Origin of the sequence: Streptomyces sp. NBC_01426 (genome assembly GCF_036231985.1) — a bacterium.
GTDB lineage: Bacteria > Actinomycetota > Actinomycetes > Streptomycetales > Streptomycetaceae > Streptomyces.
In genome coordinates this window covers 4,645,297-4,671,282 of the sequence record NZ_CP109500.1, presented here as the reverse complement: position 1 = coordinate 4,671,282, position 25,986 = coordinate 4,645,297, and the positions used below count along the sequence as shown (strand labels likewise).

Below are 25,986 nucleotides of genomic sequence, written 5' to 3'. Positions count from 1 at the left end.
TGGGGCGTTATGGGGGGAGTGGAATTTGTCACCAGCATGGTTTGCAGTTGACCTGGCCGGATAGGGTGAGCGATCCGGTGCACCGGCCAGCAAAGAGGCCTTGCACCAGCAGCCGGACGTTGACCGTGCGCCTTGGGGGAGGCGCATCGCGAGGCACCGACGGAGGATTCGAGCAACCGTGGATGCGCAAAGCCGTGGGCGGGCAGACGAGATCGACCCCGCAGACCAGTGGGTTCTCAACCCTCGCACCGGCAACTACGAACTGCGACTGGGCGATTCCGTTGCGCAGCAACAGAAGCCGTCCGTCGCCGCCCCCCGCAGATCCCGTACGACCCGCCCCGCTCCCCCGGGAACCGGCGCCCCCGCGACACCGGGAGTCCCGAAGCCGCGCCGCGGCGACGGGCCGCCCGGCGGTCGACGTGGCGGGCGCTCCCGCAAGGCCGGCGGCAGGGGCCCGAGCAAGCGCAAGAAGCGGCTCGCGATCACCGGCGGCACACTGGCGTTCCTGCTGCTCGGCGGCTCGCTGGCGGGGTACCTCTACTACCAGCACCTGAACGGCAACATCAACGTCATCAACACCCCCGGCGCGAGTTCGGGCACCTTCAGCAAGGGCCGCGCGATCAACATCCTGGTCATCGGCACCGACAAGCGCAGCGGCGCGGGCAACGAGGGCTACGGGGACTCGGGCAGTGTCGGGCACGCCGACACCACGATCCTCTTCCACGTCTCGAAGGACCGTTCCAACGCGACGGCGTTGTCCATCCCGCGCGACCTGATCACCGACATCCCGGCGTGCAGTTCGCAGCAGCCGGACGGTTCGGTCAAGCAGGTGCCCGCCGAGAAGGGCACCCGGTTCAACACGAGCCTGGGACAGTCGGGCCGGGACCCGGGTTGCACGATGAGCACGGTCAAGAACCTGACCGGCATCCCGGTCGACCACTTCATGATGGTCGACTTCAACGCGGTGAAGAACCTGAGCACGGCCGTCGGTGGCGTTCCGGTGTGCGTGGAGAAGGACGTCAACGACAAGGACTCCAAGCTCAACCTCAAGGCCGGCGAACACCGGTTGCAGGGCGAGCAGGCGCTGGCCTTCGTACGGACCCGGCACGCCTTCGGCAACGAGAGCGACCTGGACCGGATCCAGACGCAGCAGCAGTTCCTCGGCTCGATGATGCGCGAGATGAAGTCCAAGGAGACGCTGACCAGCCCGAAGAAGTTCTTCTCCCTCGCGGAGGCGGCCACCAAGTCGCTGAGCGTGGACCAGGGCATCGGCGGCATCAAGCAACTCACCTCGCTGGCAGGCGAGTTGAAGGACATCGATCTGCAGAACATCACCTTCACCACCTTGCCGGTGCTCGACAACCCGGCCGAGCCGGCGAACCGCAAGGCGACGGTCGTCCTCAACAACACGCTGGCCAAACCGCTGTTGGAGATGATCCGGGGCGACGTCTCCCTCACGGAGGTCAAGGCGGCGAAGGCCGCGGCCGACAAGGAGGCCAAGACCAAGCAGGACGCCCAGCTCCAGGGCACCCGCTCGCCCGCCGGGGACGTCCGGGTGGACGTCTTCAACGGCGGTGGCCCCTCCGGTTCGGCCCAGACCACGCTGAACTGGCTGCAGAACAGCAAGGGCGTGAACAAGGCCGCCAACCGGGGCAACGCCCCGGCGAAGGTGGCCACCACCCAGCTGGAGTACGCCCCCGACCAGGCCGACCAGGCAAGGGCGTTGGCGGACATGATGGGGTTGCCGGCCTCGGCGCTGAAGGTGGGCACGGCGGACGCCGGGGACCGGACGCCGATGAAGCTCACGCTCGGTTCGGACTTCAAGGAAGCGGGGACCCCGTTGACCGCGGCGGCGCCCCAGAAGGCACCCGAGGGTCTCCAGCGGGTGGAGGCGGACAAGGCCGTCTGCGCCAAGTAGGGCACGCGCACGCTCCGACGACCGGCCGTCGACGACGGCCGGTCGTCGACACACCGCAGCACCGGCACACCGCAGCACCGACACACCATCGCCGGCGCCGCCCCACGACGGGGGGTGCCGGCGGTGGGGACCGGCAGCACACCGACCAGCAGTGATCTTTAGGGGGGTACACGTGGGGCACAGCAGCGTGCGTGGGGAGGGGGCGCCCGACCAGGCCGTCGGTGGCATACCCGACGGTGCGGGGGCCTCGGGCGGCAGCGTGCCTGCGCCCCGGTCCGGATCGGATGGTTCCAAAGGTCCGGGCCATCGGGCGACCCCTGTTCGACGGCGCAGACGGCGCGTGCTGTTCTGGGTGGCCGCGGTCCTGGCGTTCCTGATCCTCGCGGTCTCCGCGGCCGGCTACCTGTACTACCGCCACCTCGACGGCAACATCCGCAGCGGCCAGCGGCTGAGCGGCGAGAGCGGCGTCGAGAGATCCGAGGCCAACGCCGACGGACAACGCCCGCTGAACATCCTGCTCCTCGGCTCCGACAGCCGGAACAAGCCCGAGAACCTCGAACTCGGCGGCCACCGCAAAAGCGTCGGCGCTCCCCCACTGGCCGACGTGCAGATGCTCCTGCACGTGTCCGCCGACCGGCAGAACGCCTCGGTGGTCAGCGTCCCGCGCGACACCCGGGTGGACATACCCGAGTGCACGGATCCGAAGACCGGCGAGAAGTTCAAGAAGACCAAGGCGATGATCAACGAGACCCTCGGGCGCGGGGGTCCCGGCTGCACCCTCGCCACCTGGGAGAAGCTGACCAACATCTACATCGACCACTGGATGACGATCGACTTCTCCGGTGTGGTGCAGATGGCCGACGCGATAGGCGGCGTCGAGGTCTGTGTGAAGGACAACGTCTGGGACCGGCCCCTGCCCACCGCCGAGGGCGGCTCGGGCCTCAAGCTCAAGGCCGGCAAGACCAAGGTCAAGGGCGAGCAGGCGCTCCAGTGGCTGCGCACCCGGCACGCCTTCAGCAGCGACCTCGGCCGGGCGCAGGCCCAGCACATGTACATGAACTCGATGATGCGCGAGCTGAAGGGGCAGAACGCGTTCACCGACGTCGGTCGGATCACGTCGCTGGCCGAGGCGGCGACCAAGGCGCTGGAGGTCTCCGAGGAGATCGGCTCGGTCAAGAAGCTGTACTCCCTGGCGATGCAGCTCAAGAACGTCCCGACCAACCGCATCACGATGACCACGATGCCCACGCTCCAGGACCCGCTGGACGTCGACCGGCTGGTCGTGAACCCGACGGACGCCGACAAGCTGTGGACGATGGTCCGCAAGGACGTGCCCTTCGACAAGAACGGCGCCCCGCAGGCCCCCGAGGGCGCGCAGCCCTCCGCCCCCGCGTCGGGGCAACCGGCTTCCCCGGGCCAGGAGCCGTCGAAGGCTCCGGTGACCGCGCCCGACAAGGTCAACATGTCCGTGGTCAACGGCACGGGCGCCGGCATGCCGCTGGTCAACGGGCGGGCCGGCGCCGTCGCGCAGGCGCTCGTGGGCAAGGGCTACACCGCCGCCAAGGCGGCGTCCGGGCTCACCCCGGAGAAGACCACCGTGATCCGTTACCCGAGTGCGGACCTGGCGGACGAGGCGCAGGCCGTCGCGGCCGCGCTGGGTGTCCCGAACACGCAGGTACAGCTGTCGGACGAGGTGTCGCGGATCACCGTGATCGTGGGCTCCGACTGGCGCGAGGGCGCCGCGTACCCGCGGCAGGCGCCGCCGGAGGCCGGGGCGGTCCCGGAATCGGCCGAGGCGATCAACGGCTCGGACAGCGACGCCTGCATGGACGTGTACAAGCCCTACCGCTGGTGAACCGTGCCGCCCCGCGCGAGCGGGGCGGCGGCACGGAAAAAGGGGTGACCCGGTCCGCGAGGGACCCGGTCACCCCTTTCGGGTTCCGGAGGCCGGTTCGGCTCAGACTTCCGTGGTGTCCCGGCGCACCGACGGGCGGCGGCTCGCGATGACCTTGTTCGCGAGCGCCCGGGGGCTGGTCAGGAAGCCGAAGCCCCAGCACATGTGCATGGTGGCGAGGGCGACGGGGATCTGTGCCCGGGCCTTGAGCGAGAGTCCCTTGCCCGCCGGCACGGAGCCCGCGGCGATGGCGGCGAGGTAGCCCGCCGGGACCACGAGGGCCCAGGGGGTGACGGCCACGCCGGCGACCACGCCGGCCGCGATCGCGCAGACGGCGGTCGGCGGGGCGAGGTAGCGCAGGTTGATGGAGCCCGAGTGGTAGCGGGCCACGACGTGGCGCCAGCGCCCGTAGTCCTTGTACTGCTTGGCGAGGGCCCGCACGGAGGGCCTCGGGCGGTACTGGACCTTCAGCTCGGGCGAGAACCAGATGAGCCCGCCGGCCTCGCGGATGCGGAAGTTCAGCTCCCAGTCCTGGGCGCGGATGAACTCCTCGTTGTAGCCGCCCTGCTGTTCCAGGGCCTCCCGGCGGAAGACGCCCAGGTAGACGGTCTCGGCCGGGCCGGCTTCGCCGCCCGTGTGGAAGGCCGCGTTCCCGACGCCGATCTTCGAGGTCATCGCGGCGGCGACGGCGTCCTCCCAGGCGTTCTCGCCCTCGGCGTGCATGATGCCGCCGACGTTCTGCGCGCCGGTCTCCTCCAGGAGGCGGACCGCGGTGGCGATGTAGTTCGGGGAGAGCATGCCGTGGCCGTCGACGCGCACCACGATGGGGTGGCGCGAGGCCTTGATGGCGGCGTTGAGGGCGGCGGGGGTGCGGCCGGTGGGGTTCGGGACGGTGTGTACGCGCGCTCGGGGATGGGAGGCGGTCTCGCGTACGAGCTCGGCGGCGATCTCGTCGGTGCGGTCCGTGGACGGCCCGAGCGCGATCACCACCTCCATCTCGCCTGCGTACTCCTGTCCGAGGATGTGGCGGACGGAGTCGCGCAGATGGCGCTCCTCGTTGAGCACCGGCATGATCACCGAGACTGCGGGCTGCTGGGCGGGCATGTGGTCCTTCACGGTCGGGTATCGGTGTCACGTTACCGCGTACGGGGGAACCGGGTGCGCGGCGGACGAGCGGTACGGACAGATGCTGATCGTATGGGCCTACTGTTCTGACGATCTGCCAAATCGTCCGCTCTCTCCACCTACCGGACTTTTCGCCACAGAAGCCCCAGCCGTTCCGGTCGTCCCGGTCGTCCCCCGCGGAGGTGTCCCCCGTGCCCCAGCCGCACCGTCCCACCCGTCCCGCCAGGCCACGGCAGTCGCAGCGCACGTCGCGTCGCGGTGGCGGTGGTCCGGCGCGCCGGCGGGGGGACGGGCCCCGGTGGGGCGTGCGGCTCGCGGCCGGGGTGTCGATCGCGGTGCTCGGCTCCGGGGCGGTCGGGCACGCCGTGATGACGGGCCTGGACACCGGGATCGAACGGGTCGACCCGTTCAAGGACATGAAGAACCGCCCCCAGGCCGGGCACGGGGTGAACTTCCTGCTGGTCGGCACGGACGGCCGCGAGAAGATCACCCGGCAGGAGAAGCGGGAGTACCGCCTCGGCGGCGCGCCCTGCCACTGCACCGACACGATCATGCTGGTGCACCTGTCCGCCGACCGGGAACGCGCCAGCGTGATCAGCCTCCCCCGGGACAGCTACGCCGAGGTCCCCGCCCACCGCGACCTGACCACCGGCGAGGACCACAAGGCGCACGGGGTGAAGCTCAACGCGGCCTACGCGGAGGGCGGCCCCAACCTGACCGTCCGCACCGTCGAGAACATGACCCGCGTGAAGATCGACCACTACCTGGAGGTCGACTTCACCAGCTTCATGAGGACCGTCGACGCCGTGGGCGGCGTGGACATCTGCACGGCCAAGACGATGCGCGACGCCAACACCGGCCTGGACCTGCTGCCCGGCACGCACCGGCTGACCGGCGGGCAGGCCCTCCAGTACGTGCGCTCGCGCCATGTGGACGGAGCCTCCGACCTGGGCCGGATGCAGCGCCAGCAGCGGTTCGTGGCCGCGCTGATCAAGCAGGCCACCGGCGGCGGGGTGCTGCTGAACCCGGTGAAGTTCAAGGAGGTCAGCTCGACCCTGCTGGGCTCGGTCCGGGCCGACGAGGGCTTCGGCTCGGAACAGATGCTGGCCCTGGGACAGGCGATGCGCGACTTCACGCCCTCGTCCTCGGAGTTCGCGTCGGTGCCGATCGGCGACCCCTCGTACAGCGTCAAGGGCATCGGCTCGACCGTGAAGTGGGACCGGGCGAAGGCGGCGAAGCTCTTCGACTCGGTGCGCCGGGACCAGCCGCTCCAGCCCGTCCGACCCGGTCGCCCCGCCCGGCAGGCGGCGGTGGCGGTGGACGTGCCTCCGGCGCAGATCCGGGTCCAGGTGGAGAACGGCACCCGGATCGACGGGCTCGGCGGGCGGGTCGACGAGGGTCTGCGGGCCACCGGCTTCGACACCACCCGGGCCCCCGGCAACGGCGCCAGCCGGGAGGTCAAGCGCACGGTCGTGTCGTACGACCCCCGCTGGGACCGCTCGGCCCGCACCGTGTCGGCCGCACTGCCCGGGAGCGAACTGCGGGCGGTCGCCGGACAGGGACGGACGGTGCTGGTGATCGCGGGCGCGGACTACCGGAAGGTGGTGCCGGTCCGGGCGGAGGACCCGTACCAGGGCGGGGCGGCGGCGGTGGTCACCGGCGACCAGGTGGTGTGCGCGAAGCCCGGGCAGTAGCACCGCTGCCCGAGGTCGGGCCGCCTCGGCCGCCCGGCTCGGGTCACGCCCGGGAGTGCGCCCGGGCGGTGGCGGACGTCACTCGTCGAGACCCTCGGCGGAGCGGCGCGCGCGCAGCTCCGTGATGGCCTGCCGCCGGGCCAGCCGGTGGGTGCGCCGGATCTGCGCCTCCTGGTAGCGGCGCTCGTCCTGTTCCGTCTCCGGGAGGACCGGCGGGACGGTGCGGGGCTTGCCCTCGGCGTCGACGGCCGCGAAGACCAGGTAGGCGCTGCCGACCTGGGTGGCGGGCGTGGACTCGTTCCACCGCTCCGCGAGGACCCGTACGCCGATCTCCATGGAGGAGCGGCCGGTCCAGTTGCACTGGGCGCGTACGTGGACCAGGTCCCCCACGCGGACCGGCGCGAGGAAGGCCATCTCGTCCATGGAGGCGGTCACGGCGGGACCGCCCGAGTGCCGGCCGGCCACCGCGCCGGCGGCGTCGTCGACCAGTTTCATGATCACGCCGCCGTGCACCGTGCCGAGCAGGTTGGTGTCGTTCGCGGTCATGATGTGGCTCAGGGTCGTCCGGGAAGCCGATGTGGGCTTTCCCTCAGGAGCGCCGGCCGTATCGCCCGCTGTGTCTGTCATATGGACACCTTAAAGCGGTATCGGAAGCATCAGCTCTGCAACAGCACCGGAACGAAGTGCGCCCCGGGCTGTCGGGCGACACGCCGGGGCGTGCATTCTTGTGCGCATGAATGACTGGCCAGAAGGGTGGACCGGAGACCGCGACGACCGCGGTCGCCGGGACGACGGGTACGGACGCGGCAGCGCTCAGGCGCAACCGGAAGGTCCCCAGCGGATGCGGCACGTCCAGCGGCAGCAGCCCGCTCGGCCCCAGGTGCCGCCGCCCTCGCGGCGCCCCGGCACGCCCCCTCCGCCGGCGCAGTCCCCCGCGTACGGGGTGCCCCCGCAGGCACAGAACCCGGACGGGTACGGCTACGACAGCGGCTACAACACCGGCCAGGTCTACGGCGCACCCGGGGGCGCCCCCGGCGGCCCCGGCGGCCCCGGCGGCGGCGACGGCCGACCCCCGGCCGGCCCCGGCCGCCCGGGCCGCTCCCCCGGCCCGGCGCCGAACCGCGCCCGACAGATCAAGATCGGCGCGATCGTGCTGGTCTCCGCGCTGCTGGTGACCGGCATCGGCACCTACTTCTGGGCCGACTCCAAGGTGCGCCGCGAGGTCGACCTGTCCAAGGTCATCGAGCGGCCCAAGGAGGGCGACTGCACGACGTACCTCATCGTCGGGTCCGACAGCCGCGAGGGCATGTCCGCCGAGGAGAAGAAGAAGCTCCACACGGGCTCCGCCGAGGGCAAGCGCACGGACTCCATGATGATCCTCGCGAAGTGCTCCAGCGGGAACACGATGGTCTCCCTGCCGCGCGACTCGGACGTGGAGATCCCCTCCTTCGTCGGCTCCCAGTCCGGCAAGACGTTCAAGGGGCAGGGCCGGCGGGTCAAGCTCAACGCCGCCTACGCCGAGGACGGACCGGAACTGCTCGTGCGGACGGTGGAGTACAACACCGGTCTGCGCATCGACCACTACGCGGAGATCGGCTTCGCCGGCTTCGCGAACATCGTCGACGCGCTGGGCGGCGTGGAACTCGACATCGAGAAGGGCTTCAAGGACGAGAAGTCCGGAGCCGACTTCAAGGCCGGCAAGCAGACCCTCAACGGCGAGCAGTCCCTGGCCTTCGTCCGTACCCGGTACGCGTTCGCCGAGTCGGACCTCCAGCGGACGAAGAACCAGCAGAAGTTCCTGTCCTCGCTCGCGAGCCAGGCCGCCACTCCGAGCACGGTCCTCAACCCCTTCGAGCTGTACCCGGTGATGGGCGCCGGTCTGGACACGCTCATCGTGGACAAGGACATGTCCCTGTGGGACATGGGCCAGATGTTCTTCGCGATGAAGGGCGTCAGCGGCGGCGAGGGCGTGTCGATGAACATGCCGATCTCCGGACAGCGCGGCGGCAACCTGGTCTGGGACAAGGCCAAGGTGAAGCAGCTCGTCCAGCAGATCCAGAAGGACGAGAAGGTCACCGTCCAGTCCCGCTAGTGGCGTGACCGGGGGCGGGGGCGGGCCGTGACGGCTCCCGGTCCCCCGCCCCCGGCGCCCGCGCTCGCCCCCGGCTACTCGCCGGAACGGGCGCGGAGCACCCACGGCATGGCGATGGATTCCAGTTGGACGGCGAGGTTCATCTTGGACTCGCCGATGGTGCGGTCCTCGAAGTGGATCGGCACCTCCACCACCTGGAACCCGCGACGCAGGGCGAGGTACTTCATCTCGACCTGGAAGCTGTAGCCGGCGCTGCCGATCGACGCGAGGTCGATCGCCTTCAGCGCGTCCGCGCTCCACAGGTTGAAGCCGCCCGTGATGTCGCGGACACGGGTGCCCAGGATGGTGCTCGCGTACGCGTTGGCCCAGCGGGACAGCAGCTTGCGGTGCGCGCCCCAGGCGTCGGAGAGGCTGCCGCCGGGGACGTACCGGCTGCCGACGACCAGTCCGGCGCCGGTGGAACGGGCCACCCCCAGCAACTCGGCGATCTTGGCGGCCGGGTGCGAGCCGTCGGCGTCCATCTGGAGCACGTACGCGGCGCCCTCCTCGACGGCCCGGGTCATGCCGGCGGCGTAGGCGCGGCCGAGGCCGTCCTTCGCGGTGCGGTGCAGGACCGACATGCGGGGCTTGCCGTCCTCGGTGAGGAAGCCCTCCGTCAGCTCGTCGGCGATCCTGCCCGTGCCGTCGGGCGACGAGTCGTCGACGACCAGCAGGCGCAGGCCCGGCTGGTCGAGACCCATCAACAGCTCGACCATGCCGGGCAGGTTGCCCGCCTCGTTGTAGGTGGGCATCACCACGGTGAGCGGGGTCCGCGCCCACGCGTCGGGGAGCCGCGTGGCCGCGGCGTCGTCCGCCTCTGCCGCGCGGGAAGTCTGCTGCTCGGCCGTCACCGGGGTCGCCTCACTGGGGTTGCGTTACGGGGGTGGAGCCCTGGGGTGGGCGCGCTGGGTTGACTCGCTGGGGTGGGCGAGCCGGGGTGGTCGCCTCGCCGGCTTCGGTCAGCGGTCAGCGGTCAGCGGTCGGAGGAGAAGCGCACGGAGGCGGAGGGCAGTTCGGCCTCGCACCACACCCGCGCCCCCGCACGGAGTTCGTTGTCGGCCCCGACGACCGCGCCGTCTCCGACGACCGCGCCGTCCAGCACCGTGCGCGTACCGACCGAGGCTCCGGCGCCGATCAGGCTGGCACTCACGTGGGTGTCCGAACCGATGACCGCGCCGTCCATCAGGATGGAGCCGTGGACGATCGCGCCCGACGCTACACGGGCTCCGGCCCCGACGACCGTACCGCCCGACAGCTTGGCCCCGTCGGCCACCTGGGCACCGGGCAGGACGAGGGACTCGCCGCGGGGACCGGGAACGGCCGGGGAGGAGACGATGCCGCGGACGAGGTCGGCGGAGGCCTGTACGAAGGACTCGGGCTTGCCGAGGTCCAGCCAGTACGTGTCCTCGGTGACGCCGTGGAGCTTCGCCCCGGAGGTGAGCAGGCCGGGGAACGTCTCGCGCTCGACGGACACGGCGCGGTCGTCCGGAATGGTGTCGATGACACTGCGACGGAAGACGTAGCAACCGGCGTTGATCTGGTCGGTGACGATCTCTTCGGGGGTTTCCGGCTTCTCGGTGAAGGCCAGCACCCGCCCGTCGGGGTCGGTGGGCACCAGGCCGAAGGCGCGGGGGTCCTCGACCCGTACGAGGTGCAGGGTGACGTCGGCGTCGGCCTCGCGGTGCGCGTCGACGAGGCCGGCGATGTCCAGGCCCGTCAGGATGTCGCCGTTGAAGACGAGGATGGACGTGTCCGGGCCGCCGGTGAGGCGGCGTGCGGCGTTGCGGATGGCACCGCCGGTGCCCAGGGGCTCGTCCTCGACGACGTATTCGAGGCTGACGCCGAAGTCCGATCCGTCGCCGAAGTAGGGCTCGAAGACCTCGGCGAGGTAGCAGGTGGCCATCACGATGTGGGTGACACCGGCGGCCGCGGCCCTGGCTATCTGGTGGGCGAGGAACGGGACACCCGCGGCCGGCACCATCGGTTTGGGGGTATTCACCGTCACGGGGCGCAGACGCGTCCCCTGCCCGCCAACAAGCAGGATCGCTTCCGTCATTGTGTCTCCCCAACCGATTCGGGCGTACGAGGGCACAAATTTAGCCCATCGGGGGCCTGCCGAAGGCCGGAGACGGCAGGTGGGGCCGCCTCCGGCTCAATGTCGCGCCCAGGGCAGGTGGCGGGCCATGACGATGCGCTGGACCCAGGTGGATTCCTCGTGGATCGGAGTGCTTTACGGCACACCACGCTCCGGGCCTCGCGAGCGCCCTCGGAAAGGGGCTTGTCCGGGTTTCCTTCTTCATTGCCTGCCTACCCCTCCGGGGTCAGGTCACTGTGCGCCTGGCACGCACTCCAAAGGACCCCGCAGGCCCCTTGACGCCCGACAGTTTGGGGAAGGACGCTCGTGCAAGTCGGCGTAAGCCACTCGACACCGGAGGCAGCCATGGCACTGCGGTTCATCGGGATCGATCCGGACACCGGGCAGCAGGGCTCCCCCACCGTGTGGGTGGACGAGGACATCGCGCTTCCCGGAAACGACTGCTGGGTGTTCGACGCAGAGATCGTGCTCTTCAACCGCTTCTCCGGGGACGGGGACTGGTCCGAGCCGGGCTGGGAGGTTCGTTCCGAACCGGCCGTGGCGCGGCTGGCCTCAGCCGCGTTCGAAGCGGTCTGGGAGCGCGGTGTCCCGCACGAGAAGTACTCGGTCTGACGTGACGAGCTGACGTCACGAGCCACAGAAGAGCCGATTCATGTCCGCGTCCCCGTCATCCAGTGCCCAGGCTGCCCGCGAGGCCCTCGCCGCCCGTCTCGGGGCTCTGCGTCGAGACGCGGAGCTGACCGGGCATGAGCTGGCTCTTCGGTGTGGCTGGAGTCCGGCCAAGTCCTCGCGCGTCGAGCGGGGCAGGACGCCCGCCTCCGATGCGGACATCCGCGCCTGGTGCAAGGCGCAGGGACGGGCATCGGGTTCTGGAGGTCGGCACCGGAACCGGGTACAACGCGGCGTGGCTCTCCCACCGCCTGGGCGAGGCCAATGTGACCAGCGTGGAGCTGGACGAGACGGTGCCGGCCTTGGCCGAGGAGAACCTGAAACGGGCGGGGTTCCGCCCGACGACGATTCTCGGCAACGGCCGCGACGGCCACCGTCGGGGCGCACCGTACGACCGGATCATCAGCACCTGCACCATGCGCGACGTGCCGCGCGCATGGTTGGGGCAGTGCCCGGACGGGCGGATCGTCACCCCGTGGGGCAGCAGTTTCTTCAGCGGTTCGTTCGCCGCGCTGGATGTGGTGGACGGGAAGGCGCAGGGCACGTTCTCCGGCTCTCCGGCCTTCATGTGGGACCGCACCCACCGGGGCGGAGCCGGGCGCGTCTCGGACCTGTACCACGAGGAGGAAGGGGAGAAGGGGACGACGGACATCGCCCCCCAGAACGTCGTCCAGGACGATCCGGCGTTCTTCATCGGCCTGAGCGTCACCGACGCGTGGTTCCGATGGTGTGACGCGGACGACGACAGCGGGGAGGCCACCCTTGGGTTCTTCGCGGACGACGGCAGGTCGTGGGCGACCGTGGAGTACGTCCCGGACGCGCGGACGTACGAGACGGAGCAGTACGGCCCCCGGGCCCTGTGGGACGAGGTGCGCGACGCGTTCCTGCGCTGGCACGACCTGGGCAAGCCGGGGCGATCCCGCTTCGGCCTGTCGGTCGACGGCGAGGGTCAGCGGGTATGGCTGGACTCCCCGGCCCGTACCGCCGGCGACGTGTGACTCCGGACCTTGGGATGAGGCCCCCGCTGCGGCGGGGGCTTTGCCGGGCTGCTGGGCCTCGACCGCACGAAGGTGTCCAACATGGAGTCAGGCGTTCGCGCCGTGTCGCCTGAGCGAGTGCGGATGCTGGCCGGCAACTACGAATGCGCGGACACGGCCTACGTGGATGCCGTGGTCGCCATGGCGGCCCACCGGGCCCGGGGCTGGTGGGAGCAGTGCCGCGGCTCACTGCCTCAGGGGCTCCTGGACGTCGCCGAACTGGAGTGGCACGCCACGCGACTGCGCACCATGCAGACCGTGCACCTGCCGGGCCTGCTGCACCAGAGCGACTACGCCCGGGCGGTGTTCGCCTCCGCCATCCCACCCCTACCGGCATCCGAGGGCGAACTGCGCGTCACGCACCGACTCTCGCGGCAGCAGGTTCTGGAGGGTGCGAACGCTCGCGAGTACGTCGGGTACGTCCACGAGGCAGCCGTACGCATGCAATTCGGCGGGCGGCGCGCGACCCGAGCCCAGTTGACCCACCTCTGCGAAGCATCCGAGCGGTCCAACATCAGCCTGCGCCTGCTGACGGTGGAGGCGGGAGAGTTTCCGGGTGCCGGACACGCCGTGATGTACGCCCACGGTGCCGTGCCCCAACTGGACACCGTGCAGTTGGATTCCGCTCACGGGCCGGAATTCACGCACGCCGATGCGCAGTTGTCGGAGTACGACGCGCACCTGCGCTGGATGGACGAGCATGCCCTCGACGAATCGGCTTCGCGCGACTTCATCCACGGCATCGTCCGCCAACTCTGAGGAGCCCGCCATGCCAGACATCGCGTGGGAAGACGCCTTCTGCGCCGAAGGCAACAACTGCTACCGCATAGGCACGGACGCGGACGGGAACAGCTACATCGCCGTCGCCGGGCAAGAGGACACGTACCTCACCGACAGCGGCGACGCTCTGCGGCAGCTGATCCGGGACATCAAGGCAGGCAAGGCCGACCACCTGCTCTGAGCGCGGGTGCCACGACGGCCCCCGGCGCGGGTGCGCCGGGGGCCGTCGAGTGGGCCTTCGTCGGCCGTTACGGCAGGTTCCTCGCCATGACGATGCGCTGGACCTGGTTCGTGCCTTCATAAATCTGAGTGATCTTGGCGTCGCGCATCATGCGCTCCACCGGGTAGTCACGGGTGTAGCCGTAGCCGCCGAGGAGCTGGACGGCGTCGGTCGTGACCTCCATGGCCACGTCGGAGGCGAAGCACTTGGCCGCGGCACCGAAGAACGTCAGGTCCTCGTGGGGGCCTCCGCCGGAGACGCGCTCCGAGCGGGCGGCCGCCGAGTACGTCAGCTGGCGGGCGGCCTCGATCTTCATCGCCATGTCCGCGAGCATGAACTGCACGCCCTGGAAGTCGCCGATCGGCTTGCCGAACTGCTTGCGCTCCTGGACGTAGCCCTTGGCGTAGTCCAGGGCGCCCTGTGCGATGCCGAGCGCCTGGGCGGCGATCGTGATGCGGGTGTGGTCGAGGGTCTTCATCGCGGTGGCGAATCCGGTGCCCTCGGCGCCGATCATGCGGTCGGCGGGGATGCGCACGTTGTCGAGGTAGACCTCGCGCGTCGGAGAGCCCTTGATGCCGAGCTTCTTCTCCGGGGCGCCGAAGGAGACTCCCTCGTCGCCCTTCTCGACGACGAAGGCGCTGATGCCCTTGGAGCGCTTCTCCGGGTCGGTGACGGCCATGACCGTGTAGTACTCGGAGACGCCCGCGTTGGTGATCCAGCGCTTCACGCCGTTGAGCACCCAGAAGTCTCCGTCGCGCACGGCGCGGGTCTTCATGCCGGCGGCGTCGGAGCCCGCGTCGGGCTCGGAGAGGGCGTACGAGAACATCGCGTCGCCCTTGGCCAGCGGGCCGAGGTACTTGGCCTTGAGCTCCTCGGAACCGGAGAGGATCACCGGGAGCGAGCCGAGCTTGTTCACGGCCGGGATGAGCGAGGAGGACGCGCAGACGCGGGCCACTTCCTCGATCACGATCACGGTGGCGAGCGCGTCCGCGCCGGCGCCGCCGTAGGTCTCGGGGACGTGGACGGCGTGCAGGTCGCTGGCGACCAGGGCGTCGAGGGCCTCCTGCGGGAAGCGGGACTCCTCGTCGACCGCCGCCGCGAACGGCAGGATCTTCGCCTCGGCGAGCGAGCGGACCGACTCGCGGAGCATGTCGTGCTCCTCGGCCGGGCGGTACAGGTCGAAGTCGGCAGAACCCGCCAAGATCTCTCACTCCCCAAGGTGATGCGTGACGCATCAGTGATGCTAACTACCGTTAAGTAACCCAAATCTTAGTGTCCGGGGTCCCGGCAGCGATATGTAACGCGTACGTGAGCTGCGTGACAGCGCGCCGCGGCCGCCGGCGGCGTGCCGCACGGGCCGCGGCTCCCCGGGAGCGTCCCCGTCCGCGGGCCGGCCTATGCTCGGTGGCCGCAAAGGCCCGCCACACCTGGAGCAACGCATGCCCCTCAAGATCACTGTGATCGGCACCGGCTACCTCGGCGCCACGCATGCCGCCGCGATGGCCGAGCTGGGCTTCGAGGTCCTGGGGCTGGACGTGGTCCCGGAGAAGATCGAGATGCTCGCCTCGGGCCGTGTCCCCATGTACGAACCGGGGCTGGAGGAGCTGCTGGCCTCGCACGTGGAGGGGCTGCCGGGCTCGACGGGGCGGCTGCGTTTCACCACCTCCTGGGAGGAGGTCGGCGCGTTCGGCGACGTCCACTTCGTGTGCGTGAACACCCCGCAGAAGCACGGCGAATACGCCTGCGACATGAGCTACGTGGACTCCGCGATGGATTCCCTGGCCCCGCACCTGACCAGGCCGGCGCTGGTGGTCGGCAAGTCCACCGTCCCGGTCGGCTCGGCCGAGCGGCTCGCGGCCCGGCTCGCGGCCCTCGCCCCGGCGGGCGAGGAGATCGAGCTGGCCTGGAACCCCGAGTTCCTGCGCGAGGGCTTCGCCGTCGGCGACACCCTGCACCCGGACCGCATCGTCATCGGCGTACAGGGCGAGCGCGCCGAGAAGCTGCTGCGCGAGGTGTACGCGACGCCCATGGCGGAGGGCACCCCGCTGGTGGTGACCGACTTCCCGACGGCCGAGCTGGTCAAGACGGCCGCGAACTCCTTCCTCGCGACGAAGATCTCCTTCATCAACGCGATGGCCGAGGTGTGCGAGGCGGCCGGTGGTGACGTGGTCAAGCTGGCGGAGGCCATCGGTTACGACGAGCGGATCGGCTCGAAGTTCCTGCGCGCGGGCATCGGCTTCGGCGGCGGCTGCCTGCCCAAGGACATCCGGGCCTTCATGGCGCGGGCGGGCGAGCTGGGCGCGGACCAGGCGCTGACCTTCCTGCGCGAGGTCGACTCCATCAACATGCGCCGGCGCGGCCACATGGTCGAACTGGCCCGGGACGCGGTGGGCGGTTCGTTCCTCGGCAAGCGGGTCGCGGTGCTGGGCGCCACGTTCAAGCCGGACTCCGACGACGTGCGCGACTCGCCCGCGCTGAACGTGGCCGGGCAGATCCACCTCCAGGGCGGTCAGGTCACCGTCTACGACCCCAAGGGCATGGACAACGCCCGCCGCGTCTTCCCCACGCTGGGCTACGCGGACTCCGCGCTCGCGGCGGCCCGGGGCGCCGAGGTCGTGCTGCACCTCACCGAGTGGCGCGAGTTCCGCGACCTCGACCCGGCGGAACTCGGCGAGGTCGTCTCCGACCGGCTGGTCCTGGACGGCCGCAACTCCCTGGACCCCGAGCGCTGGCGCGCCGCCGGCTGGACGTACCGCGCCATGGGCCGCCCCAGGGCCTGACGGCACACTGCCGGGGCGTTCTCCCCGGGCGTTCCCGGGCGCTCTCCCCGGGCTTTCCGTTCACAGCACTGGACGTTCCTGCGGTGCTGTGCGGCGCGTGAGGTGAACTCCGCGTCGCGCAGCACCCTTTGTGCGTTGCCCCAGGTCAGCAGCGACAGGTCGGTCTCCGACCAGCCCCGCTCCAGGAGTTCGGCGATCAGTCTCGGGTACCCCGAGGGGTCCGTCAGGCCCGCCGGCCGGGGGTTGCCGGGCTCGGCTCCGAAGGTGGCGCCGAGCCCGACGCCGTGCGGGCCCGCGAGCGCCCGTACGTGATCCACCAGCATCGCCGGCCGGTTCATCTCCCGGACCACCTCGCGGCCGAAGGCGGTGAGCCCCTCGCGGGCCCAGGGCGCTCCCGCCGGTGCGAGGATCCGTACGCCCAGCGCGTGGAAGGCGCGCAGGGCGCCGAGCCCGTCGGTCACCGTGCGTTCTACGCTCCTACGCCCCTACGGCCGGAGCACCGCGTTGGACGGACCCCGGGCGGCGGTGAGCTCGCGGGCCACCGCCTCGGCGTCGCGCAGCGCCCGTACGGCGTTGGACCAGGTCAGCTTCGCCAGGTCGGCGCGCGACCAGCCGCGTGCCAGCAGCTCGGCGACCAGGTTCGGGTACCCCGCGACGTCGTCCAGCCCGGCGGGGGTGAAGGCCGTACCGTCGTAGTCGCCGCCGATGCCGATGTGGTCGACGCCCGCCACCTCGCGCATGTGGTCCAGGTGGTCGGCGACGGTGGCGGCGGTGGCCACCGGGCGGGGGCGCTCCGTCTCGAAGGCCCGGTGCAGGGCCATCGCCTCGGGGGTGGTGTCGAGGTGGTGGAACCCGTGGGCCCGCAGGTTCTCGTCCGCGGCCAGGGTCCAGGCGACGGCCTCGGGGAGGATGAATTTCGGTACGAAGGTGGCCATGGCCACGCCGCCGTTGGCGGGCAGCAGTTCCAGCACGTCGTCCGGGACGTTGCGCGGGTGGTCGCAGATCGCCCGCGCCGAGGAGTGCGAGAAGATCACCGGCGCGGCCGAGACCGCGAGTGCGTCGCGCATCGTGGTCGCGGCCACGTGCGAGAGGTCCACGAGCATGCCGACGCGGTTCATCTCGCGGACGACCTCGCGGCCGAAGTCGCTCAGGCCGCCGTGCCGGGGTTCGTCGGTCGCCGAGTCCGCCCAGTCGATGGTGTCGTTGTGCGTGAGCGTCATGTACCGCACGCCCAGCCGGTGCAGGGCGCGCAGGGTGGCGAGCGAGTTGTTGATGGAGTGCCCGCCCTCGGCGCCCATCAGGGAGGCGATCCTCCCTTCGGCGCGGGCCGCCTCCATGTCGTCGGCCGTCAGGGCCCGCACCAGGTCGGCGGGGTAACGGGCGATCAGCTGGTCGACGAGGTCGATCTGCTCCAGGGTGGCGCTGACCGCCTCGTCGCCCGCGTAGTCGGAGCGCACGTACACGGACCAGAACTGTGCGCCGACGCCGCCGGCGCGCAGCCGGGGCAGGTCGGTGTGCAGGTGGCCCGACTGGTCGGCGGCGATGTCCCGCCGGTCCAGGTCGTAGCGGACCTGCTCGCGCAGCGCCCACGGCAGGTCGTTGTGGCCGTCGACGACCGGGTGCTCGGACAGCAGCTCCCGCGCCTCGCCCAGGCGCTGCGCGGCGCTCACTTGCCGAACCCGAAGGACTCCGCGCCCGCGACCTTGGCCCGCAGTCGCTTGCCCTTCTCGGTGGCCTGCTCGTTGAGCTCCTGCTGGAACTCCCGCATGCGGGTCAGCAGCTCCGGGTCGTGGGCGGCGAGCATCCGGACGGCCAGCAGGGCCGCGTTGCGCGCCCCGGCGACGGAGACGGTCGCGACGGGAACCCCGGCGGGCATCTGGACGATCGACAGCAGCGAGTCCATGCCGTCGAGGTACTTCAGCGGTACCGGTACGCCGATGACCGGCAGCGGGGTGACGGACGCGAGCATGCCGGGCAGGTGGGCGGCGCCGCCCGCGCCGGCGATGATCGCCTTCAGGCCGCGGCCGTCGGCCTGCTCGCCGTACGCGATCATCTCGCGCGGCATCCGGTGGGCGGAGACCACGTCGACCTCGTACGGGATCTCGAACTCGTCCAGCGCCTGGGCGGCGGCCTCCATGACCGACCAGTCGGAGTCCGAGCCCATGACGATGCCGATGACGGGGCCTGCGGAAGAGGTGCTCATGCGGTGATCGTCCCTCTGAGGTAGCCGGCAGCGTGACGTGCTCGCTCCAGCACATCGTCCAGGTCGTCGCCGTAGGTGTTGACGTGGCCGACCTTGCGGCCGTGCTTCACGTCCTTGCCGTACATGTGGATCTTCAGCTGGGGGTCGTGGGCCATGCAGTGCAGGTACGCCGCGTACATGTCCGGGTAGTCCCCGCCGAGCACGTTCGCCATGACCGTCCAGCGGGCCCGCGGGCGCGGGTCGCCGAGCGGGAGGTCCAGGACCGCCCGTACGTGGTTGGCGAACTGGGAGGTGATCGCGCCGTCCTGGGTCCAGTGGCCGCTGTTGTGCGGGCGCATGGCCAGTTCGTTGACCAGGATCCGGCCGTCGGTGGTCTCGAACAGCTCCACGGCCAGGTGGCCGGTCACGCCGAGTTCCTTGGCGATGCGCAGGGCCAGGGACTGGGCCTCGCCCGCCAGCTCCTCGGAGAGGTTCGGCGCGGGGGCGATCACCGTGTCGCAGACCCCGTCGACCTGGATGGACTCGACCACGGGGTAGGCCACCGCCTGGCCGTGCGGGGAGCGGACGATGTTCGCCGCGAGCTCGCGGACGAAGTCCACCTTCTCCTCGGCGAGCACCGGGACGCCCGCGTGGAAGGGCGCCGCCGCGTCCTCGGGGGTGCGCACGAACCACACGCCCTTGCCGTCGTACCCGCCGCGCACCGTCTTGAGGATGACGGGGAAGCCGCCGACCTCGTCCGCGAAGGCCACCACGTCCGCCGGATCGGCCACGATCCGGTGGCGGGGGCTGGGCGCGCCGATCGCGTCGAGCCTGGCGCGCATCACCCCCTTGTCCGCGGCGTGCACCAACGCGTCGGGCCCCGGGCGGACGGGGATGCCGTCCGCCTCCAGGGCCCGCAGGTGTTCGATGGGTACGTGCTCGTGGTCGAACGTGATCACGTCACAGCCGCGCGCGAAGGCGCGCAACGTCTCCAGGTCGCGATGGTCGCCGATGACGACGTCGCTCACGACCTGGGCCGCCGAGTCCTGTGGGGTGTCACTGAGGATCTTGAATCTGATGCCGAGGGGGATGCCCGCCTCGTGGGTCATGCGGGCGAGCTGTCCGCCGCCGACCATGCCGACTACCGGGAACGTCACCTCTCCAGGGTATCCGTCGGTATTGCGCCATCCGGACGCAGCCCTGGCGCGGACCCGCCGGCGGGCCGCGTGCCGGACCCCGCAAGGGCCGCAAGGGGCGCGGGGCAGGCGAAGGCACGGGCGGGTCGCGGGGGCGACACTTAACATGGACGGGTTGACGAGAACGGGTGACGCCCCGCACCGGGGCGACGGACATGGCGACGGGTACGGCGACGGACAGCACGGACACGACGGATACCGCGGACACGACGGACAGGGACTGACCGATCACATGAGCACGCCGAAGAACGGATCCGCCCTCGAACGTCTGCGCGGCCTGGCGCGGGAGGCCGCCAGATTCGGGGCCGTCGGCGGAGTCGGTGTCCTGGTCAACCTGGGTGTCTTCAACCTGTTGCGCGCGACCACCGACCTTCAGGTCGTCCGGGCGAGCGTGATAGCCATCGTGGTGGCCATCGGCACGAACTACATCGGCTTCCGCTTCTTCACCTACCGGGACCGGTCGGGTGGCGACGGCAGCCGGCCCCCGACCCGTGAGCTGCCCCTGTTCGCCCTCTTCAGCGCGATCGGCCTGGTCATCGAGAGCGGCGTGCTCTACGCAGGGACCTACGGCCTGGGCATGGACGGCCGGCTGGCCACGAACGTCTTCAAGTTCGCCGGCATCGGCGTCGCCACCGTCTTCCGCTTCTGGTCCTACCGCACCTGGGTCTTCAAGGCCCTGCCCGCGGGCCGGCCCCCGGCGGCCGGGGCCGTCGTCGAGCAGCGGGAACGCCACGCGGCCGAGCCGGAGGCCCCGGCCGTTGCGGTGGCCCCGGTCACGCCGGTCGTTCCCCTGGCGCACGAGTCCGCCGCCCAGTAGACCGGTCACCCGGCCCGGGCCACCGTCGTCGTGCGGCCCTGCTCAAGGCACCCCCGGCCCGAAGCTCCCCCGGCCCGAAGCTCCCTCGGCTCGAAGCTCCCCCGGCCCGAGGCTCCCTCGGCTCAGCGCACCGTCGGCTCGGGTTCTTCCGCGCGCTCCGGCGCGGTGCGGCTGAGGAACAGGGCGAACACCGGCGGCTGGGTCTGCAGCAGCTCCAGGCGTCCGCCGTCGGCCTCCGCGAGGTCGCGTGCGACCGCCAGGCCGATCCCGGTGGAGTTCCGGCCACTGATGGCCCGCTCGAAGATCCGGTTGCCGAGGTCCGGCGGGACGCCGGGGCCCTCGTCCGTGACCTCCAGCACCGCCTGGTTGCCGGTCACCCGGGTACGCAGCGCGACCGTGCCGCCGCCGTGCATGAGCGCGTTCTCCACGAGGGTGGCCAGCACCTGCGAGACCGCGCCGGGGGTGCCCACGGCCCGCATGCCCGTCTTGCCCGAGCGCACGATGGCCCGCCCGGCGCTTCGGTAGGCCGGCCGCCACTCCTCGACCTGCTGTTTGACGACCTCGTCCAGGTCGAAGGGGACCGCCGAGCCGGTCCGCGGGTCCCTGGAGTTCGTCAGCAGCCGCTCGACCACGTCCGTGAGCCGCTCCACCTGGGTGAGGGCGATGGTCGCCTCGTCCCGCACGGTCTCCAGGTCGTCGGTGACCGTGATCTCCTCCAGCCGCATCGACAGGGCCGTCAGCGGCGTCCGCAACTGGTGCGAGGCGTCCGCGGCGAGCCGCCGCTCCGCCGTCAGCATCCGCGCGATCCGCTCCGCGCTGGAGTCCAGCACGTCCGCGACCCGGTCCAGCTCGGGAACCCCGTACCGCTTGTGGCGGGGCCGCGGATCCCCGGACCCCAGCCGTTCCGCCGTCTCCGCGAGGTCGGTGAGCGGGGAGGCCAGCCGGTTGGCCTGGCGTACGGCGAGCAGTACGGCCGCCACGACCGCCAGCAGCGCCACCGCGCCGACCACGGCCAGGGTGCGGCCGACCTCCCGGGTGACCGTCGAGCGGGTGGCCTCGACGACCACCTCCTCGCCCTGCTCGCCGTGGGCGGTGCCCCGGATGACGCTCTCGTCGATGGGGTCGCCGACCTCGACGGGCGAATGCCCCGGGATGGTGATGCGGGCGTACTTGCCGACGTCCAGTTGCTCGGCGAGCGCCGCGGGATTGACCGGCTTGTTCTCCAGGACGTTCGACTCGACGATGCCCACCAGGCGCAGCGCCTCGGACCCGATGCGGTCCTGGGCGCTGCTGGTGATGGTCCGGGTCTCGACGATGACGAGGGAGACCCCGAACACGGCGATCACGACGAGCACCACGGCGAGCGTGGAGTTGATCAGGCGGCGGCGCATGACTCAGTAAGTACTAGCTCTTCTCGAAGCGGAAGCCGACGCCCCGCACGGTGGCGATGTAACGGGGGTTGGCCGCGTCGTCGCCCAGCTTCTTGCGCAGCCAGGAGATGTGCATGTCGAGGGTCTTGGTGGAGGACCACCAGGTGGTGTCCCACACCTCGCGCATCAACTGGTCGCGGGTGACGACCCGACCGGCGTCGCGGACGAGGACGCGCAGGAGGTCGAACTCCTTGGCGGTGAGCTGGAGCTCCTCCTCGCCCATCCAGGCGCGGTGCGACTCGACGTCGATCCGCACGCCGTGGGTGGCGGGCGGCTGGGAGGCCTCGGTGGCGCCGCGGCGCAGCAGGGCCCGTACCCGGGCCAGCAGTTCGGCGAGCCGGAACGGCTTGGTCACGTAGTCGTCGGCGCCGGCGTCCAGGCCGACGACCGTGTCGACCTCGTCGGCACGGGCGGTGAGCACGAGGATCGGGAACCCGTGTCCCTCGGCCCGCAGTCGTCGGGCCACTTCCAGGCCGTCCATCCCGGGCAGCCCGAGGTCGAGGACGACGAGGTCGACGCCGCCCTGCAGTCCCGCGTCCAGGGCGGTGGGGCCGTCCTCCCGGACCTCGACCTCATAGCCCTCCCGGCGCAGGGCGCGGGCCAGGGGTTCCGAGATGGATGCGTCGTCCTCGGCGAGCAGTACACGCGTCATGTGGGTGATGGTAGTCCGCACGGGGTCAAAGGAGGGGCACGCCGATAGACCCCTCTCTATCTGGGTACACGAGGGACTTACGGCCTTCGAGAATGGCCAAACGGTTCCCGGCTCGCCTGTGATCCATCTCTCAAGTCCTTCCATATCCCGCAGTGTCGTGTCGTATGGTGGCGAGACGCCTGATGCACTACTCCGGGGATCTTTGTGCCGAAATGCGCACCGAGATCCTCAAATTCTGCTCTGGTCGGTTCAACCGACCCAGATGACAGTGAATGACCTGTGGGCCGGGCCCTGCGCGCGAGATGCGCGGAGGGCGTGGATCCCGGTTACGGCTGACCCTTCGTCCCCGGCATCCCGGAAGGCGAGACCCCGGGGCGTGGGGTGGGACATCCGTCGCCGGTGCCGGCCACCCCCCACCGGGCGCCGTTCAGCTCACGAAGCCACGCGTCCCGAGCAAGCAAGGATCGACCATGGCTTCCAGCCTGACGAAGGACTCGGCGGATCCGTCCGCGGAGAAGACCTTCTTCGGCCACCCCCGTGGCCTGGCCACTCTGTTCATGACCGAGATGTGGGAGCGGTTCTCCTACTACGGCATGCGCGCACTGCTGGTCTACTACCTGGTCTCGGGCGGTGCCGACGCGGCCACCGGCTCGCAGGGCGGCGGTCTGGCCATGACCGCGGCCACGACGACGGCCATCTACTCCGTGTACGTCTCCATGGTCTACCTCATGGCGATGCCCGGCGGATGGTTCGGCGACCGTGTCTGGGGCGCCCGCAAGACGGTCGCCATAGCCGGTTTCGTGATCATGGGTGGTCACCTCTCCCTGGCCCTCCCCGGCCAGGCGATGTTCTTCGTCGGTCTCATCCTCGTCGCCGCCGGTTCGGGCCTGCTGAAGGCCAACATCTCCACCATGGTCGGCCACCTGTACGAAGGCCCTGAGGACCCCCGCCGCGACGGTGGCTTCACCCTCTTCTACATCGGCATCAACCTCGGCGCCTTCATCGCCCCGTTCATCGTCGGAACGGTCGGCAAGGAGTACAACTGGCACCTGGGCTTCGCCCTCGCCGCCGCCGGCATGGGCCTGGGCCTCGCGCAGTTCCTGCTCGGCACCAAGCACCTGAGCCCCAAGAGCAGCCTGGTTCCGAACCCGCTGTCCGTCGAGGAGCGCAAGGCCGTCATCACGAAGGTCGTGCTCGCGGCCGTGGGCATCGCGGTCTTCTACGGCGCTGTTGTCGCGCTCGGCTTCTACACCCTGAACTGGGCACTGGTGCCGCTGACCCTGGCCGGTCTGATCATCCCGATCGCCGTGCTGACGCGCATCAAGCGCGACCGGGACCTGTCGAACACCGAGCAGTCGAAGATGACGGCCTACATCTGGTTCTTCGTCGCCGCCGCCGTCTTCTGGATGATCTACGACCAGGGCGGCTCCACGCTCTCCCTGTTCGCCGACTCCAAGACCGCCGGCAGCGTCTTCGGCTTCGGCTTCTCGGCCACCTGGTACCAGTCGCTGAACCCGCTGTTCGTCATGGCTCTCGCCCCGGTCTTCGCCTGGCTGTGGCTGTGGCTGGCCCGCAAGAACCAGGAGCCGAACACCATCGTGAAGTTCGCGATGGGCCTGGTGTTGGTCGGTGCCTCGTTCTTCGTCTTCATCGTCCCGATGAACATGGCGGTCGACGGCAAGGTCTCCCCGATGTGGCTGGTCTCGATCTACATGATCCAGACCATCGGTGAGCTGTGCCTCTCCCCCGTCGGCCTGTCGGTCACCACGAAGATGGCGCCGCAGAAGTACGCGTCCCAGATGATGGGCGTCTGGTTCCTCGCGGTCACCGCCGGTGACTGCACCACCAGTCTTCTGTCCATCGGCGGAGTGGACCTGAACGGCACCGGGGTGATCGCCCTGGAGGCGACCGCCGCCGTCCTCGCCGGCTTCGCGATCTTCTCGTACCGCAAGAAGGTCCAGTCCCTGATGGGTAGCGTCCACTAGCCCGACCCCCGCAACGACGAACGGCCCGGCATACCGCGAGGTGTGCCGGGCCGTTCGCTTTCCCGCGTCTACCGGGTGCCGCGCAGGCGGCGCCACGGGGTGAAGGTGAAGACCGCCCCGCCGAGCAGGATCACCGTGCCGGCGACCAGGGCCAGGGCCTTGATGCCGCCGTCGTCCTGCGCGCCGGTCTCGGCGAGGCCGCCCGAACCCGAGGGCGTGCCCGCGCTCGTGCTGCCGGTGGAGGACGGGGAGCCGGAGCCGCCGGCCTGGGCGGTGGTGTCCAGTTCGAGCGAGACGGCGCTGCTGGTCGCCTTGCAGGGCACGTTGATGGGCGTGGAGCCCGGTGCCATGGTGACGTCGATGGTCAGTTGGTCGGGGGTCAGGGTCACCTTTCCGGTCTTGCCGGGCTTGTAGGTGCCGGTCATGTCGCTGAGGCTGACCGGGGCCTTGTCGGGGATCGGCTCGGCGTTGGCCGGGCCGGAGACCTTGACCGTGCCGCTGTCGGCGCCGCCGAGCTTGACGTTCATCGAGGGCTTGAGGGCGCCGGCGGGCAGGGCCATGGGCGCGGCCATCGCGCCCTTGGCGGTCTTGACCGTGAGGTCGTAGGCGCCGCCGTTCTTCTTGGCGTTGACGGTGACCGGGGTCTTGATGCCGCCGGGGACGACCGGGCCGCAGTCGAAGGCGACCTCGACGGCCTTGCCCGGGAAGTCGGTCTGACCGCCGCTGCCGCCCGTGGTGGAGCCGGTGGTGGCCCCGCCCGTCGTGGCCCCGCCGGTCGTGGCGCCGCCCGTGGTGGCCCCGCCCGTCGTCGCGCCGCCGGTGGTCGCTCCGCCCGTCGTCCCGCCCGTCGAGCCGGCGGAGACGTCGATGGTGGTCCCGCCCGTCACGGTGCCCACGGGGGCGCACTTGGTGACGAAGGTCCCGAAGGGGAAGGAGACGGCGACCTCGTACCGGCCGGGCGTCAGGGTGATCTTCCCCGCCTGGGTGAGCTTGAGCTTGCCCTTCATGGTCGACATGACCATCGGGGCCTTCTTCGGGATCTCCGGGTTCTTCTTCTCCCCGACGACCTTCAGCTCGGCCCCGCCGCCGCTCACCGTGAACCAGCCGGTGGGCACCACGGAGTCCTTGGGGATCACCATCAGGTCCGTGTTGTTGGAGGCGGGCTTGACCGTCTCCCACGACACGTCGACCTCGTCGCCGACCTTGGCCGTCGCGGGCGCGGTGATCTTGGCGGTGGTCTCGCCCTCCACCGGGGAGCCGCCGCCCGCGGGCGGTACGCACTTCACCTTGAACGTGGCGTCGGCCGCCTGGGCGGGGGCGGCCGCCAGCAGGATGCCCGCGCCGCCGAACAGCAGCGCGACAGCGGCCGCGCTCACCCTCC

At 70.7% G+C, this 25,986-nt stretch carries 22 protein-coding genes and 2 pseudogenes; 12 read left to right on the top strand and 12 right to left on the bottom strand.

The window, feature by feature from the left end; translation table 11 throughout:
- Positions 1–178: 178 nt before the first annotated feature.
- Both OG906_RS20720 and OG906_RS20715 read left to right on the top strand, forming a co-directional pair.
- A complete protein-coding gene (locus OG906_RS20720) occupies positions 179–1,918 on the top strand; it encodes an LCP family protein (RefSeq protein WP_329444793.1) in 1,740 nt (579 codons plus the stop codon).
- 172 nt (positions 1,919–2,090) lie between these two features.
- Positions 2,091–3,773 carry an LCP family protein gene (locus OG906_RS20715; RefSeq protein WP_443067402.1) on the top strand — a complete coding sequence of 561 codons (1,683 nt, stop codon included), beginning with the start codon at positions 2,091–2,093 and terminating at the stop codon, positions 3,771–3,773.
- A 102-nt stretch (positions 3,774–3,875) separates the two neighbouring features.
- Here the strand turns inward: OG906_RS20715 and OG906_RS20710 are convergent, their stop codons facing one another.
- Positions 3,876–4,916, bottom strand: coding sequence for a glycosyltransferase family 2 protein (locus OG906_RS20710; RefSeq protein ID WP_267796158.1), 1,041 nt, complete (start codon positions 4,914–4,916; stop codon positions 3,876–3,878).
- A 212-nt stretch (positions 4,917–5,128) separates the two neighbouring features.
- Here OG906_RS20710 and OG906_RS20705 point away from each other — a divergent pair, with 212 nt between their 5' ends.
- A complete protein-coding gene (locus OG906_RS20705; protein WP_443067401.1) occupies positions 5,129–6,631 on the top strand; it encodes an LCP family protein in 1,503 nt (500 codons plus the stop codon).
- A 78-nt stretch (positions 6,632–6,709) separates the two neighbouring features.
- On the opposite strand, the gene OG906_RS20700 is transcribed toward OG906_RS20705, so the two are convergent.
- Positions 6,710–7,258: an acyl-CoA thioesterase gene (locus OG906_RS20700; protein ID WP_267826116.1), complete on the bottom strand. Its 549-nt coding sequence runs from the start codon at positions 7,256–7,258 to the stop codon at positions 6,710–6,712.
- Between the two features lie 106 nt (positions 7,259–7,364).
- Here OG906_RS20700 and OG906_RS20695 point away from each other — a divergent pair, with 106 nt between their 5' ends.
- Positions 7,365–8,723 (top strand): LCP family glycopolymer transferase, encoded by a 1,359-nt coding sequence (locus OG906_RS20695; RefSeq protein WP_329444786.1) that lies wholly within the window; start codon positions 7,365–7,367, stop codon positions 8,721–8,723.
- 74 nt (positions 8,724–8,797) lie between these two features.
- On the opposite strand, the gene OG906_RS20690 is transcribed toward OG906_RS20695, so the two are convergent.
- Together OG906_RS20690 and OG906_RS20685 are read right to left on the bottom strand one after the other, a co-directional pair.
- Positions 8,798–9,613: a polyprenol monophosphomannose synthase gene (locus OG906_RS20690; RefSeq protein ID WP_329444784.1), complete on the bottom strand. Its 816-nt coding sequence runs from the start codon at positions 9,611–9,613 to the stop codon at positions 8,798–8,800.
- Between the two features lie 122 nt (positions 9,614–9,735).
- The gene (locus OG906_RS20685) at positions 9,736–10,818 is read right to left on the bottom strand and encodes an NDP-sugar synthase (RefSeq protein WP_329444782.1); all 1,083 of its coding nucleotides are present in this window, start codon (positions 10,816–10,818) and stop codon (positions 9,736–9,738) included.
- A gap of 384 nt (positions 10,819–11,202) precedes the next feature.
- Between OG906_RS20685 and OG906_RS20680 the strand changes: the two genes are divergently transcribed.
- The 5 genes and pseudogenes from OG906_RS20680 to OG906_RS20660 all read left to right on the top strand — a co-directional run bounded on the left by OG906_RS20680 (position 11,203) and on the right by OG906_RS20660 (position 13,524).
- A complete protein-coding gene (locus OG906_RS20680) occupies positions 11,203–11,469 on the top strand; it encodes a DUF6879 family protein (protein WP_329444780.1) in 267 nt (88 codons plus the stop codon).
- Between the two features lie 40 nt (positions 11,470–11,509).
- Positions 11,510–11,713, top strand: a pseudogene (locus OG906_RS20675) (helix-turn-helix domain-containing protein); the annotation flags it as partial.
- Positions 11,679–12,524, top strand: coding sequence for a methyltransferase domain-containing protein (locus OG906_RS20670; protein WP_329444778.1), 846 nt, complete (start codon positions 11,679–11,681; stop codon positions 12,522–12,524). The pseudogene OG906_RS20675 and the gene OG906_RS20670, both read left to right, overlap by 35 nt.
- An 81-nt stretch (positions 12,525–12,605) precedes the next feature.
- A complete protein-coding gene (locus tag OG906_RS20665) occupies positions 12,606–13,322 on the top strand; it encodes a DUF5753 domain-containing protein (RefSeq protein WP_329444777.1) in 717 nt (238 codons plus the stop codon).
- A gap of 10 nt (positions 13,323–13,332) precedes the next feature.
- The gene (locus OG906_RS20660; RefSeq protein ID WP_329444775.1) at positions 13,333–13,524 is read left to right on the top strand and encodes a hypothetical protein; all 192 of its coding nucleotides are present in this window, start codon (positions 13,333–13,335) and stop codon (positions 13,522–13,524) included.
- 67 nt (positions 13,525–13,591) lie between these two features.
- Here the strand turns inward: OG906_RS20660 and OG906_RS20655 are convergent, their stop codons facing one another.
- Positions 13,592–14,764 carry an acyl-CoA dehydrogenase family protein gene (locus OG906_RS20655; RefSeq protein ID WP_031147482.1) on the bottom strand — a complete coding sequence of 391 codons (1,173 nt, stop codon included), beginning with the start codon at positions 14,762–14,764 and terminating at the stop codon, positions 13,592–13,594.
- A 238-nt stretch (positions 14,765–15,002) separates the two neighbouring features.
- Between OG906_RS20655 and OG906_RS20650 the strand changes: the two genes are divergently transcribed.
- Positions 15,003–16,343, top strand: coding sequence for a UDP-glucose dehydrogenase family protein (locus tag OG906_RS20650; RefSeq protein ID WP_329444772.1), 1,341 nt, complete (start codon positions 15,003–15,005; stop codon positions 16,341–16,343).
- A 77-nt stretch (positions 16,344–16,420) separates the two neighbouring features.
- Here OG906_RS20650 and OG906_RS20645 read toward each other — a convergent pair.
- From OG906_RS20645 to OG906_RS20630, 4 genes and pseudogenes are all read right to left on the bottom strand, one after another.
- Positions 16,421–16,804: pseudogene (locus OG906_RS20645) on the bottom strand (membrane dipeptidase); the annotation flags it as partial.
- A 24-nt stretch (positions 16,805–16,828) separates the two neighbouring features.
- Entirely contained in the window at positions 16,829–18,013 is a 1,185-nt protein-coding gene (locus tag OG906_RS20640; RefSeq protein WP_267796168.1) for a dipeptidase, read from the bottom strand.
- Positions 18,010–18,546, bottom strand: coding sequence for a 5-(carboxyamino)imidazole ribonucleotide mutase (purE, locus tag OG906_RS20635; RefSeq protein WP_267796169.1), 537 nt, complete (start codon positions 18,544–18,546; stop codon positions 18,010–18,012). The genes OG906_RS20640 and purE overlap by 4 nt, the downstream gene beginning before the upstream one ends.
- Positions 18,543–19,682, bottom strand: a complete 1,140-nt coding sequence (locus OG906_RS20630; RefSeq protein ID WP_329444770.1) for a 5-(carboxyamino)imidazole ribonucleotide synthase — start codon at positions 19,680–19,682, stop codon at positions 18,543–18,545. Before OG906_RS20630 ends, purE begins: the two co-directional genes overlap by 4 nt.
- 271 nt (positions 19,683–19,953) lie before the next feature.
- Between OG906_RS20630 and OG906_RS20625 the strand changes: the two genes are divergently transcribed.
- Positions 19,954–20,538: a GtrA family protein gene (locus OG906_RS20625; protein ID WP_329448081.1), complete on the top strand. Its 585-nt coding sequence runs from the start codon at positions 19,954–19,956 to the stop codon at positions 20,536–20,538.
- Positions 20,539–20,660: 122 nt separating this feature from the next.
- On the opposite strand, the gene OG906_RS20620 is transcribed toward OG906_RS20625, so the two are convergent.
- Together OG906_RS20620 and OG906_RS20615 are read right to left on the bottom strand one after the other, a co-directional pair.
- Complete coding sequence (locus tag OG906_RS20620; protein ID WP_329444768.1) at positions 20,661–21,929, bottom strand: ATP-binding protein; 1,269 nt, start codon at positions 21,927–21,929, stop codon at positions 20,661–20,663.
- A gap of 13 nt (positions 21,930–21,942) precedes the next feature.
- Positions 21,943–22,620 carry a response regulator transcription factor gene (locus OG906_RS20615; RefSeq protein ID WP_053681251.1) on the bottom strand — a complete coding sequence of 226 codons (678 nt, stop codon included), beginning with the start codon at positions 22,618–22,620 and terminating at the stop codon, positions 21,943–21,945.
- Positions 22,621–23,090: 470 nt separating this feature from the next.
- Here OG906_RS20615 and OG906_RS20610 point away from each other — a divergent pair, with 470 nt between their 5' ends.
- Positions 23,091–24,605, top strand: coding sequence for a peptide MFS transporter (locus OG906_RS20610; protein WP_267796172.1), 1,515 nt, complete (start codon positions 23,091–23,093; stop codon positions 24,603–24,605).
- A 68-nt stretch (positions 24,606–24,673) separates the two neighbouring features.
- Here the strand turns inward: OG906_RS20610 and OG906_RS20605 are convergent, their stop codons facing one another.
- The gene (locus tag OG906_RS20605; protein WP_329444765.1) at positions 24,674–25,981 is read right to left on the bottom strand and encodes a hypothetical protein; all 1,308 of its coding nucleotides are present in this window, start codon (positions 25,979–25,981) and stop codon (positions 24,674–24,676) included.
- Positions 25,982–25,986: the final 5 nt, after the last annotated feature.

Coding starts and splice junctions, on each gene's coding strand:
- OG906_RS20685 (WP_329444782.1), bottom strand. CDS start 10,818: ATGACGGAAGCGATCCTGCTTGTTGGCGGGCAGGGGACGCGTCTGCGC.
- OG906_RS20710 (WP_267796158.1), bottom strand. CDS start 4,916: ATGCCCGCCCAGCAGCCCGCAGTCTCGGTGATCATGCCGGTGCTCAAC.
- OG906_RS20610 (WP_267796172.1), top strand. CDS start 23,091: ATGGCTTCCAGCCTGACGAAGGACTCGGCGGATCCGTCCGCGGAGAAG.
- OG906_RS20650 (WP_329444772.1), top strand. CDS start 15,003: ATGCCCCTCAAGATCACTGTGATCGGCACCGGCTACCTCGGCGCCACG.
- OG906_RS20625 (WP_329448081.1), top strand. CDS start 19,954: ATGAGCACGCCGAAGAACGGATCCGCCCTCGAACGTCTGCGCGGCCTG.
- OG906_RS20680 (WP_329444780.1), top strand. CDS start 11,203: ATGGCACTGCGGTTCATCGGGATCGATCCGGACACCGGGCAGCAGGGC.
- OG906_RS20660 (WP_329444775.1), top strand. CDS start 13,333: ATGCCAGACATCGCGTGGGAAGACGCCTTCTGCGCCGAAGGCAACAAC.
- OG906_RS20670 (WP_329444778.1), top strand. CDS start 11,679: ATGCGGACATCCGCGCCTGGTGCAAGGCGCAGGGACGGGCATCGGGTT.
- OG906_RS20620 (WP_329444768.1), bottom strand. CDS start 21,929: ATGCGCCGCCGCCTGATCAACTCCACGCTCGCCGTGGTGCTCGTCGTG.
- purE (WP_267796169.1), bottom strand. CDS start 18,546: ATGAGCACCTCTTCCGCAGGCCCCGTCATCGGCATCGTCATGGGCTCG.
- OG906_RS20700 (WP_267826116.1), bottom strand. CDS start 7,258: ATGACAGACACAGCGGGCGATACGGCCGGCGCTCCTGAGGGAAAGCCC.
- OG906_RS20615 (WP_053681251.1), bottom strand. CDS start 22,620: ATGACGCGTGTACTGCTCGCCGAGGACGACGCATCCATCTCGGAACCC.
- OG906_RS20695 (WP_329444786.1), top strand. CDS start 7,365: ATGAATGACTGGCCAGAAGGGTGGACCGGAGACCGCGACGACCGCGGT.
- OG906_RS20665 (WP_329444777.1), top strand. CDS start 12,606: ATGGAGTCAGGCGTTCGCGCCGTGTCGCCTGAGCGAGTGCGGATGCTG.